This window comes from Acidimicrobiales bacterium (assembly GCA_035531755.1).
In the GTDB taxonomy this organism is placed as follows: domain Bacteria; phylum Actinomycetota; class Acidimicrobiia; order Acidimicrobiales; family UBA8190; genus DATKSK01.
This window is the reverse complement of the sequence record DATKSK010000029.1, coordinates 1-11,259: the sequence shown is the minus strand read 5'-3', so window position 1 is coordinate 11,259 and position 11,259 is coordinate 1. Positions and strand designations below refer to the sequence as shown.

10 protein-coding genes are annotated in these 11,259 nt (G+C 75.3%); 3 read left to right on the top strand and 7 right to left on the bottom strand.

Annotation, left to right across the window (positions count from 1 at the left end; all coding sequences use genetic code 11):
* Nucleotides 1-228 precede the first annotated feature (228 nt).
* Both VMV22_06040 and VMV22_06035 read right to left on the bottom strand, forming a co-directional pair.
* Nucleotides 229-1,158: a glycosyltransferase family 2 protein gene (locus tag VMV22_06040; protein ID HUY21882.1), complete on the bottom strand. Its 930-nt coding sequence runs from the start codon at nucleotides 1,156-1,158 to the stop codon at nucleotides 229-231.
* Nucleotides 1,155-2,735, bottom strand: a complete 1,581-nt coding sequence (locus tag VMV22_06035; protein HUY21881.1) for a methyltransferase domain-containing protein — start codon at nucleotides 2,733-2,735, stop codon at nucleotides 1,155-1,157. Before VMV22_06035 ends, VMV22_06040 begins: the two co-directional genes overlap by 4 nt.
* Before the next feature lie 171 nt (nucleotides 2,736-2,906).
* On the opposite strand from VMV22_06035, the gene VMV22_06030 reads away from it, so the two are divergent.
* Nucleotides 2,907-3,839 carry a hypothetical protein gene (locus VMV22_06030; protein HUY21880.1) on the top strand — a complete coding sequence of 311 codons (933 nt, stop codon included), beginning with the start codon at nucleotides 2,907-2,909 and terminating at the stop codon, nucleotides 3,837-3,839.
* Here VMV22_06030 and VMV22_06025 read toward each other — a convergent pair.
* From VMV22_06025 to VMV22_06010, 4 genes are read right to left on the bottom strand one after another with little or no spacing between them, the layout of a single operon-like run.
* Complete coding sequence (locus tag VMV22_06025; GenBank protein ID HUY21879.1) at nucleotides 3,823-4,968, bottom strand: glycosyltransferase family 4 protein; 1,146 nt, start codon at nucleotides 4,966-4,968, stop codon at nucleotides 3,823-3,825. The genes VMV22_06030 and VMV22_06025 overlap by 17 nt on opposite strands.
* Complete coding sequence (locus tag VMV22_06020; GenBank protein HUY21878.1) at nucleotides 4,965-5,912, bottom strand: glycosyltransferase family 2 protein; 948 nt, start codon at nucleotides 5,910-5,912, stop codon at nucleotides 4,965-4,967. The genes VMV22_06025 and VMV22_06020 overlap by 4 nt, the downstream gene beginning before the upstream one ends.
* 11 nt (nucleotides 5,913-5,923) lie before the next feature.
* The gene (locus tag VMV22_06015) at nucleotides 5,924-6,994 is read right to left on the bottom strand and encodes a glycosyltransferase family 4 protein (GenBank protein ID HUY21877.1); all 1,071 of its coding nucleotides are present in this window, start codon (nucleotides 6,992-6,994) and stop codon (nucleotides 5,924-5,926) included.
* Nucleotides 6,991-7,857 carry a capsular polysaccharide synthesis protein gene (locus VMV22_06010; protein ID HUY21876.1) on the bottom strand — a complete coding sequence of 289 codons (867 nt, stop codon included), beginning with the start codon at nucleotides 7,855-7,857 and terminating at the stop codon, nucleotides 6,991-6,993. Before VMV22_06010 ends, VMV22_06015 begins: the two co-directional genes overlap by 4 nt.
* Nucleotides 7,858-7,895: 38 nt before the next feature.
* Here VMV22_06010 and VMV22_06005 point away from each other — a divergent pair, with 38 nt between their 5' ends.
* Nucleotides 7,896-8,741, top strand: a complete 846-nt coding sequence (locus VMV22_06005; GenBank protein HUY21875.1) for a hypothetical protein — start codon at nucleotides 7,896-7,898, stop codon at nucleotides 8,739-8,741.
* Here the strand turns inward: VMV22_06005 and VMV22_06000 are convergent.
* Entirely contained in the window at nucleotides 8,687-9,868 is a 1,182-nt protein-coding gene (locus VMV22_06000; GenBank protein HUY21874.1) for a glycosyltransferase family 4 protein, read from the bottom strand. The two genes, VMV22_06005 and VMV22_06000, sit on opposite strands and share 55 nt — an antisense overlap.
* 166 nt (nucleotides 9,869-10,034) lie before the next feature.
* Between VMV22_06000 and VMV22_05995 the strand changes: the two genes are divergently transcribed.
* Nucleotides 10,035-11,039: a class I SAM-dependent methyltransferase gene (locus VMV22_05995; GenBank protein HUY21873.1), complete on the top strand. Its 1,005-nt coding sequence runs from the start codon at nucleotides 10,035-10,037 to the stop codon at nucleotides 11,037-11,039.
* Nucleotides 11,040-11,259: the final 220 nt, after the last annotated feature.

Below are 11,259 nucleotides of genomic sequence, written 5' to 3'. Positions count from 1 at the left end.
CTCGAGCGCATGGCTCTCTCGAAGGCCCCGGCACCGGTCAAACCCCGGGTGAACAGGGCCTTCAACACCGGGGCGTAGGCGGAGGTTTTTCGTGAGGCAACGAATCGGCCTTGGCGGAGGTTTTGACGTGAGGCAACAGGCCCCGGACCCCAGACCCCGGACCCCGGACCCCGCACTGCGCCCCCCGGCCGCCGCTGCGTGACGACGGCGCCGGCGTCACCGTCACCGTCACCGTCCCCGGTCGACCATCCGGGCCATGAGGCGCGACTGGAGCCCCGGGTCGCGCCGGCGCCGGCCGGCGCGCGCAGCGGCCGACCCGGTGGCCAGGAGGAAGCCGACGAACGCGGCGTCCCGGGCGCGACGCCCGCGCCCGGGGGTGAGCAGGCGGCGCATGCCGGCGCGGCCGTCCTCGTAGCCGGCGATGACGGCTTCGTGGTAGAGCCGGCAGGCGGGGGTCATGGACGCGCCGTGCTTCGTCAGGAAATTGCGCCTGCCGGTGACCTGGGCGGCAGGCGTCTTCGTCACGCGGCTGCCGCCGTGCTGGGTGTAGAGGTACCCGACGTGGGGGACCGTGCGGACGGGGCCGTCGAACGAGCACCGCAGCCACAGGTCCCAGTCCTCGCCCGTCGGCAGGTCGGGGTCGAAGGCCACGTCGAACGACAGGGCCCGTCGGCGGAGCATGGCGAAGGGCAGGGCCACGAAGTTCTGCCACAGCAGCTGGCCGCTGCCGTACCGGAGCGGGCCGCGGAAGACCGCCGCCCCGCCCGTCGCCGGGTGCAGCACCACGTGCCACGAAGACGCCGCCACCACCATGGGGTTGGCGTCGAGGTAGTCGGCGAGGACGCGGGCCGCTCCGGGGAACCAGGCGTCGTCGTCGTCGCAGAACGCCACCAGGTCGCCCTCGGCCACCGCCAGGCCGCGGTTGCGCGCCTCGCACGGCCCGAGGCACCGGTCGCTTCGCACCACGCGCACCCGGGCGTCCTGCGACGCCAGCCGGTCGAGGACGGCGGGGGTGTCGTCGGTGGAGCAGTCGTCCACCACCACCAGCTCGAGGGCGTCCACGTCCTGGGCGAGCACCGACGCCGCTGCCCTCGCCACGTCCCGGGCGCGGTCGTGTGTCGGCATGACGACGCTCAGGAGCGTGCGCGACGAGCTCATCGGCGCCCGACGAGCCGGTGGCGGAGCGCGGCGAACACCTCGCGGGCCCGCCAGAACGGGCTCGCCTGCATGGACGCCACCTGCAGGCGGGCCTGCTCGAGCTCGGTGTTGAGCGCGACCTGTTCGCGCCGGAGCCGCGTGACGGCTTCGGCGACGGCGGCCGGCTGCCCCGGCACGACGACGTCGTCGCCCGAGGGCTCGTCGCCGTCGCCGGGCGGGTGGGCCCGGGCGCTCCCGTCGAGGAGCCACGACCCGATCGAGGACAGGTTCGTGTGGATGGGGAGGAGCGCCTCCCACTTGCGGGCCAGCACGCGCTCGCTCTCACGGTACGTCCACGGCACCCGGCCGGTGAGCGAGTTGTGGTGGCACGGCGCGTCGACGACCACCACCCGCAGCCCGAGCCGCTGCGCCTGCAGGGCCAGGTCCGTGCCGTAGAGGTGCCAGCCGAGCGAGTCGTCGACGCGCAGGGGCGTGCCCCGGGGCACCACCATGAGCAGCTCGTCGAGGCCGTCGACGTCGGCCGGCAGGGTCCGGTGCGACAGCAGGCGGTCCCGGTGCACCACGCGCCCGATGGCGTCGAACGGCACGCGCCGGTCGAGGACGCCGAACACGCCGCCGATGCCCACGGGCCCTCCCTGCCCGGCGGCCAGGCGCCACTGCGCCACCAGCCGTGCCGGCCATCCCTCGGGGAGGTAGACGTCCTGGTGCACCAGGACGACGAGCTCGTTCGCGGCCTGGGCGATCCCGGCGTTGAGGCCCTCCGCCGCCGTCGCGCACCCGCGGAAGAGGAGGACCTCGTGGGGCGTGTCGCCGCGCAGGCACGGGGATCGCAGCAGGTTCGCCCCGAGTTGAGCGTCGTCGTTGACGCATGCCACCACCGTGATGGGCACATCCTCGTCGCCCGGGTCGGGGAGCGGCACGCCGCGCACGACCAGTCGCGACGTCCCGAGGTCGCGCTCGGCGTCGGTGGGGCCCACGCCCAGGAGCTCGAAGAGCGCCGCCCCGGCGGTGACGAGCTCCTCCGCACCGTCGTCCTCGACGCGGCCCACGGTGTCGGGCGCGTACCCGGCGTCGAGCAGCAGCTGCATGACGCCCGCCGAGGTGAACAGCCGGCGGAACGACGGGTCGAGGAGCCCACCGGGCTGGTACGAGAAGAAGCCCCGGAGGATGGCGCGCACGATGCTGTGGTGCTGCAGGTTGGGGACGGCGCACACCACGACGCCCGACGGCGACAGCAGGGGCCGGTGCATGCGCAGGACCGCCGTCGGGTCCTCCAGGCGCGGCAGCAGGTCGGCGTAGACGACGGCGTCGACGGCCCCGGGCGCCAGAGCCGGAAGGTCGAGCTCGGGGTCGACGGGGAAGTAGTCGTCGAGGGCGTCGCCACCCTCCGACGTGTCGGCGCCCGGGACGTCGGCGCCGTAGACGAGGGGCGCCGGGTGGCGGCGCTTCAGGGCCGTCGCCACCCAGCCCGGGCCGGCGCCCACCTGCAGGACCGTGCGGGCCCCGTCGGGCACCGCCGCCGCCAACCGGTCGATCGGAGCGGCGGTGTCGGCGTGTCCCTGACCCCCCTGCGGCACTCGCCCGAGGTTACTGGCATCGAGGTGCATGCCGGGGTCCGCTGGGCGACCGACAGGGTGCGCTGGGCGCCTGACGGGCTCCGATAGGTTTGGTCGCCGTCACGGTGCCCGCGCCGCGGGCAGGCGGCGACACGCGGTCGGTGGGCGACTGCCGAAGAGGTGCGAGGGGCGTTGGCCGGTTCCGTCGAGAGGGGTTTCCCGTCCGGGCCGTGGGTGCTCGTGCTCGGCATGCACCGCAGTGGGACCTCCGCGCTCACGGGCGCCCTCGGCCGGCTCGGCGTCGGGCTGCCCGCGCCCGGTGACCTCGTGACGGGCCGGTACGACAACCCCGTCCACTACGAGAGCGGTGCCCTCACGGACCTCGACGACGCCGTGCTGGGGGCGCTCGGCGGGTCGTGGAGCGCCCCGCCGGCAATGCCCGCGGGGTGGGAACGCTCATCGCCGGTCCTGGCGGTGACCACCGCCGCCGCCGCCGCCGCCCGGCGGGCGTTCCCCGGCGACGGCCCGGTGGCGTGGAAGGACCCGCGCCTGTGCCTGCTGCTGCCGCTGTGGCGTGGGCTGCTCCCCGCGCCCGTCGTCACCGTCCTGCTGTGGCGCGAGCCGACGGCGGTGGCGCGGTCGTTGCGGGCGCGCCAGGGCTTCCCGCTCAGCCTCGGCCTCGCCCTGTGGGAGCGCTACACCCGCGAGGCGCTGTGCGCCCTGGCCGGGCACGAGGCCTACGTCCTGCGCTACGAGGACCTCGTCGGCGACCCGCGCGCCACGGTCGCCGGGGTGGCCCACTGGTTGGCGGACGGCCGCGCCCCGGTGGTGGCCGACGATGCCGCGCTCGCCGCCGCCGCCGGAACGGTGTCGGAGGGGCGAGGCGCCACCGACGGGGCCGCCGAGGTCCCCCCCGTGCTCATGGAGGCCATGGCGACCTTGACGCGCCTGCGCGGTGCCCAGGCCACCATGCCCGCGTGCGAGGCCGCCGCGCCGCCGGCGTGGATGGACGACGCCATCGCCCAGCGCGCCGACTACGAGGACCTCTACGCCCGGTACATGCGCTACGTGCGATGGCGGCGGAGGATCCCGGTGCTCGGCCGGGCCGTCAGGCGCGGGCGCTGAGCACGTCGTCCCACAGCGCCTCGAAGCGCCGGACCATGTCGTCGACCCCGTAGCGCCCGGCGGCGCGCGCCGCGGCGGCGCCGAGGGCGGCGCGCGCCGGCGGGTCGTCGAGGAGGCGCCCCACCGCCGCGCTGAGGGCCTCGACGTCGCCCGGCGCCACCAGGACCCCGCTCACCCCGTCCTCGATCAACAGGCGGGGGCCGTCGGTGGCGGCCGCGACCACCGGCTTGCCGGCCGCCATGGCCTCGAGCACGGCCAGGCCGAACGACTCGGCGTGCGACGGGTGCACGACCACGTCGGAGGCCGCCACGACGTCGTCCTTGCGCGGTGGCCGCACGTCGCCGGGGATGAGCAACCGGTCATCGAGCCCGAGGTCGCGCGCCAACGACTCGATCCTGCGCCAGTAGGCCGACGCCTTGTCCGCGGGCCCGCACATCACACCGACCACGGTCGGATGGCGGGCCGTCAGCCGCCCGAGGCAGGCCACGAAGTCGACCTGGCCCTTCATGGGCTCGATCCGGGCGAACATCGACACCAGCGGCGCGTCGGGCGGTATCGCGAAGGCGGCGCGGCCCCGCGCGGCGTCACCGCCGGCGCATGCCGCCACGTCCACACCCGGGGTCACGACGGACCAGGGAATGTCGGGGAACGGCACCGTCCGCTCCCGTGCGCCGGGCGAGGTGAACACGATGTGGGCGGGCGGTGTGTGCCGCAGGACACGCGCCACCACCCGCTCCGAGCGCGCCCGGGGCCGCAGCGGCGAGTGGATGTGCCAGATCACCGGGGTGCCCGTCAGCCGGCCCGCCAGGCCGGCGTACAGCAGTGCCGAGTTCTCGCTGGCGTGGACGAGGTCGATCCGCTCGCGGCGGATCACGGCGCGCAGGCCCAGCACCAGCGCGGCGAGGTTGCGCGGCGAGCGAAGCCGGGAGCGGGGGAAGCTGTAGGCGGCCGTGCCCCCGGCCCGCACGATCTCGGGCCACCGGCCCGGTGACAGGCAGGCCAGCACGGGGACGAAGCGCGTGCGATCGACGCGCCCGATGACCTCGTTCAGCACGGTGGACGCCCCGCCGAGGTCCTCGTACCCCGAGCTGTCCACCAGCAGGACGCGGGCGGGGCGGGGCGCCGTCACCGGGCACCGGTGGCCGGCGTCAGGGACGGCACGTGGTGCGGGCGGGCCGGGATGAGGCCGTCGCGCCGGGCGATGCGGGCGGGGCCCGAGGCGTACAGCCGCGCCAGGTGCAGCGACGCCCGTCGGCGGGCGCGCCGCGCCACGGCGGCCCGCCGCAACGCGGTGAGGACCGTGGCCGCCTGGTAGGAGCGCCAGCCCGCGGCGCCGTGCCACTTGCGCACGTAGGTCTCCACACCGGCATGGAACCGGATCTCGCGCCGCCCGGGGTCGGGGTCCGTGGCCGCCCCGACATGGGTGGCCGAGGCGTCCTCGCACAACGCCACGGCCCATCCCCGCCGGGTGGCGCGCCGCTCCCAGTCCGCCTCCTCGGCGTAGAGGAAGAAACCCTCGTCGAGACCGCCCACGTCCACGAGCGCATCACCCCGCACGAGGAGCACCGATGCGATCACGTACCCCCAGGCGCGGGCGAAGCGCCCCAGTCCGAGGGCCTCGTGCCACGCCCGCGCCGGTGTCGGGAACGGCCAGCACACCGGGGAGGGCCGCTCCGAGCCCGGGCGGTGCTGGGCCGGTGCCACGCACGCCAGGGCGCCGTCGGCGTGCAGCGCGTGGCGCAGCCTCGCCAGCGACTCGGGCTCGATGACGGCGTCGGGGTTCAGCAGCAGCACGTCGGTCCCGGGGAGGGGCACGGCCCCGAACCCGCGGTTCACCGCGGCGGCGAAACCGAGGTTCTCCCCGGGGTCGATGTAGGTGGCGCCGGCCGCCGCCGCCACGGTGCGGGTGGCGGGCGAGGACGAGTTGTCCACCACGACCACGGGGTGCTCGCCCTCGAGCGCGGCCAGGCACCCGGCCAGTGCGTCGGGATCGCCGTAGGCCACGACGACGACGTGCACGGGCGGGAGCGGCGCCGGGCTCACCGGTGGCGGGCTCACCGGTGGCGGGCTCACCGGTAGCGGGCTCACCGGTAGCGGCGCATGGCCGCGGCCAGCTGGGGGGCGATGACGGGGACCGAGAAGGAGCGCTCGGCGAGCTCGCGGCCCCGGCGGCCGAGTGCCACGGCGCGGTCGCGGTCGCGGTACAAGGTGAGGAGGGCCTCCACCCATTCGTCCTCCGTGGTGGCGGGCAGGCCCACGTCGCCCATGGCGAGGACCTCGGCGTTCATGCCCACGGGCGACACCACGGCGGGCACCGCGCACGCCATGTACTGCAGCATCTTGAACGCGCACTTGCCCTTGGCCCAGTCGCCGCCCAGCAGCGGCATGAGGCCCACGTCGAAGGCCTGCAATGCCGAGGCCTCGTGGCCGGGGCTCCACGGGACGAGGTCGACGCGGTCGTCGGGGATCCCCGGGAGCGAGACGAAGGCGTCGGCCATGACCACGAGCCGGGCGTCGGGCGCCTCGGCCAGGAAGCGGGCGATGGCGGGGGCGACGGCCCGCAGGTACCGGAGGCTCGATCCCGAGCCGGTCCACCCCGCGACGAACGGCCGGTCGCGCCGCGGCCCGGGCGTGAAGCGGTCGGTGTCGACCGCCGTCCACACGCGTTCCACCGCCGGGGCGACGGCCGCGAACCAGTCGGCGAGGAAGTCGTTGCCGGCGAGGACACACGCGGCGCGCGCCGCCACCGCCCGGGCGGCGCGCTCGTGTCCGGCCGACAGCAGCCAGATGGCGTCGTCCACGTCGAACAGGACGGGGCGGTGGAGCAGGGGCTCGAGCGTCTGGTGCCCGGGCAGCACCTCGCGCTCGAGCCAGGTGACGTCCGCCCGCCACGAGCGGGCCGCGCTCGGCAGGCGGGTGGCGAGCTTGGCCCCCTGGAGCGCCAGGCGTGCCGCGGGGGCCAGCCCCGGGCGCCGGGCCCAACGGCCGGGGACCGACGCGTACTTGGAGATCCTCGGTGGCCGGGCCGACACCTCGACGCCCAGGCGGCCCAACGGCGCGACGTGCTGCAGGACCCGGAACCGGCTCGAGGCCACGAGCCGGCCCGACACGAGGGCCTCCACCCGCAGGTCCGGCGCGGCGGCGTCGGGGCTCACGGGCCGCCCCGCCGGTCGCGGCCCCGCCGCAGGGCCGTCTCGATGCGCTGGCCCGGCAGCGAGAACCGGAGCGCCGACAACGCGTGCAGCGCGGTCCAGGCGTCCTCCTCGTCGGCGACCTCCGACCGGCCCAGTCCGATGCGCAGCAGCCGGCTCAGGAGCATGTGGTCGGCGAGCAGCTCCTCGCGGGTCCGGTCGCGCAGGTGCGGCGCCATGACGGCGTTCCACAGCACCACCGTGACCGGCGAGCCCTGCAGCAGCCGCCGCGGGGACTCGAGGCGCGAGAAGAAGCGTCGCCACTCGTACCACGGCACGGGCGCCACGCGTGCCAGGGGGAGCGCCTTCCAGGGAAGGCGACGGGCGATCTCCCAGGTGACGTCCTGGGCCAGCGCGGCGTAGGGCAGCTCGGCCCAGTCGGCCCGCCGCGACAGGGCACGGTCCTGGCCTTCCACCCAGGCGTCGACGAAGGCGGTGTCCGGCGCGGCGGCGCACAGGCCGCCGAAGAACCGGCCGAGCTCCCTGCCGAAGCACACCATCCCCGTGTCGTCGAGCTCGTCGATCAGCTGCGACAGCGGGGCCAGCGCGACGGTGTCGACGTCGATCCAGATGCCGCCGTAGCGCTGCAGGACGCGCGAGCGGGCGTAGTCGGAGCGGAAGTTCGGGGCCGGGAGCGACTCCCAGCGCTCGACGTCGAGGTCGGGCAGCCACGTGCGCGCGTCGCCGCGCGCCAGCAGGCGCAGCTCGAGCGGCGCGGCATGGCGCTCGATCGTCTCGATGCACAGGTCGAGGTACACCGGGCGCCGGCGCGCACGCGGGCCGTCCTCCCAGTAGGCCCACACGACGGGGGCGGCCTCGGTGTTCACCGGGCCGGCTCCGAGGAGGTGGCCGATATGCTCGGCCGGTGCGGCTCGGCATCCTCTTCTGGTTCTACCGGGATGCCGCGGTGTGCCGGAACCGCCTGCGCCTCTTGCGACGGCGCAACCCCGGCGTCCCGGTCTACGGCCTCTACGGCGGGCCCGCCGGTGATGCGCCGCGCTTCGCCGCCGCGCTCGGCCCGCTCCTCGACGACTTCTGGGCGTTCCCCGACGATCGCGACGAGCAGTGGAAGTGGCGCAACGGCGACGTCATGTTGAGCCGGTGGTTCGCGGCGCGCGGCGTGCAGCTCGAATGGGACTCGGTGGTCCTCGCCCAGTGGGATCTGGTCGTGGTGTCGCCCCTGCGGGCACTGCTGCCGCCGATGGCCGACGGGGACATGCTCATCTCCGGGGTGCGACCGGTGCGCGAGGTCGAGGCCTGGTGGCAGTGGGTGCGCGGCGACGCCCGCCACGAGTACGACGCCTTCATGGCCCACGTGGCATCGCGTTTCGGCCCCGTCACCGATCCGCTGTGCTGCCAGTTCATCGGCCTGGTGGCGCCGCGGGCGTTCCTGGCGCGCTATGCCGGTATCGACCAGCCCGAGCTCGGGTTCCTCGAGTACAAGCTCCCCGTCTACGCGCAGGTGTTCGGGGTGCCCCTGGTGCCCGACACCTGCTTCCGCCCGTGGTGGCCCGAGGAGCCCGCCACCTCGGGCGCCACCCGCGCCCAGATGCTCGTGCACGCGTGGCGCACGCCCGTACGACTCCCGGTGATGCTGGCCGAAGCGACGCGTCCCCACGGCCGGCGCATGTTCCACCCGTACCACGGCATCTACCCTCACGACGTCGCGTCCCTGGCCGACGTGGTGCGGCGCCGGCGCGAGGGCCGCTGAGCCGCCGCCTCCCCCAGGGCCGCCTCGATGGCGTCGACCTCGGTGCCGAGCGACAGGCGCGCCTCGGCCTCCCGGCGGCAGCGCGCGCCGAGCCCGGGGTCGTGCCGGCGCCAGCGGCCCAACGACAGGACACGCTGGGCCAGGTCGGCGGCGTCGCCCGGTTCCACGAGGTTCGGGGCGAGCCAGCCGGTGAGGATCTCGGGGTTGCCGCCCACGCGGGTGGCGACCACCGGCACGCCGCACGCCAGCGGCTCCATCACCGACCGTGACAGGGGCTCGGGCCACAGGCTCGGGACCACGGCCACGTCGGCCGCCTGGATGAGGGGCCGCACGTCGTGGCGGGCGGCCAGCCACGACACGGACAGGCCGCCGGCGAGATCGCGCAGCTCCGCCTCGTAGCGCGCCGAGTCGGCCGGGTCGGCGCCGAGCGACGGCGACCCGACCACCACGAGGTGGCTGCCGGCCTCGGCGCCGGCCACCGCCGCGAACGCCCGGACGAGGACGTCGACCCCCTTCTCACGCCCGATGCGCCCCGCGTACAGGACGACGAAGGCGTCGTCGGCGACACCGAGCTCCCGGCGCGTGGCCGATCGTTCGTCGGCCGGCGCCGGTGCGAAGCGGTCAAGGTCGATCCCGGTGAGCACGACGCTCATGCGCTGCGCCCGGAGCCCGGTGCCGTCCCAGCGCGTGGCGGTGTCGCGAGACACCGACAGCGTGCGGTCCACGCGCCCGAGGCTCGGGCGCAGCCAGCGCGGCACCACCCGCGGCGGCGGCAGGCAGAGGTGGAACACCACCGGGGCGCCGGCGAGCCGGCCGACGGCCACGGCGTAGGGGAGGTCCCAGTAGCGGTAGACGTAGACGGCGTCGGGGCGCAGCCGGCGCCCGGCCAGCACGGCGCCGAGGACCCCCGTGGTCGACGACAGCGGGTGACGGCGGCGGGGGAGGGTGCCCCCCGTCTGCACCATGGTCCCGGTGAACCGCCGCCACTCGTCGGTGAAATCGCCGGCGCTGACGTAGACGAGGTCGACACGGTGCCCGCGGGCCGCCAGGGCCCTGCAGTTGGTCAGTTGCGTCCGCTCGAGGCCGCCGCGTGCACCGAGATGGTTGGCCACCGTCAGGATGCGCACGATCGGGGACATTACAAGGGCGTTTCCCGGCGGCCTGCACTCCGCCGGCCCGGTCGGGCCCGTGCCCGTCGTCCGCGTCCGGCCCCGATGGTTCCCGGGGCCGCATCGGCCCCGGGCTAGGGTGAGCGCCCGCGGTGATCGGGCGTGCCGCGTGCGGAGGGATCTGGTGGTTCAGCGTCGACTGCTCGAGCTCTTCCTCTGCCCGCGTTGCGGCGCCGGCCTCGAGGGTGTGCCGGGCGGCGGGGTGTCGGGCGGCGGGGTGCCGGGCGGGGAGGGTGCAGCCGTGGTGTGCGCCCAGGGTCACCGGTTCCCGGCCGATCGGGGGTACCTCGACTTCTCGGGTGAGACTCCGCCCGACGCCACCACGGCGCGCACGTTCGAGAGCTTCGGCTACGAGTGGAACACCTTCGACGACGTGCGCGACGAGGATGCCGAGTTCGCGCAGGTGTACTTCCGCGACCTCGATCTCGAGTCGCTCCACGGCAAGGTCGGCCTCGACGCCGGGTGCGGCAAGGGACGCTACACGCGGTTCCTCGCCCCGCATCTCGACGGGCTGATCGCCCTCGACGGATCGAGCGCGGTGGAGGCCGCCGCCCGGAACCTGGCTGCGTTCCCCGACGTCCTCGTGGTCCGCTCCGACCTGCGCACCGTGCCCATCGCTCCCGGCCGGCTCGACCTGGTGGTGTGCCTCGGGGTCCTGCACCATCTGGCCGACCCCCGCCAGGGGTTCCGCGACCTCGTCCGCCTGCTCGCACCCGAGGGCAGGATCCTCGTGTACCTCTACAGCCGCCCGTCGACCTTCGGCGCCCGGCGCGTGGCGTTGGCGGCGGCACGCATCCTGCGGGCCGTGACGGTGCGGACCCCGCACCCGCTGCTGCGGGTCCTGAGCGCGCCCATCGCCGCGCTGCTGTACGTGGGTGTCGTCCGCCTGGGCGCCCTCGGGGCCCGCGCCGGCATCGGCCCGCTCGCCCGGCTGCCCATGGCGAGCTACCGGGGCAAGTCGTACCGGAGCCTGTTCCTCGACACCTTCGACCGCCTGAGCGCCCCGGTGGAGCACCGCTACGTCTGGCGGGAGCTGGCCCCGTGGTTCGAGGAGGAGGGGCTCGTGGTGGACGCCGCCCGCGAGGAGGCCGGCTGGTTCGTGCTCGCCCATCGCGGTCATCAATTGTGATGATGTGCAATGCGACGAGGGGATCCGATACTTGACGTGATCAGGGGGGCTGGTCCGACGCGGCCCAGCATGTTCGAAAGGTGGGGGCGTGCGGATCCTCGTTCTGGGCGGTGACGGGTACCTGGGGTGGCCGACGGCGCTGCACTTGAGCCGCCGGGGCCACGAGGTGGCCGTGGTCGACAACTTCGTGCGGCGGCAGTACGACTTCGAGATGGGCGTG

What these genes read in the sequence shown, in the direction of transcription:
- VMV22_06040 (HUY21882.1), bottom strand. Translation starts at nt 1,158, where the DNA reads ATGAGCTCGTCGCGCACGCTCCTGAGCGTCGTCATGCCGACACACGAC.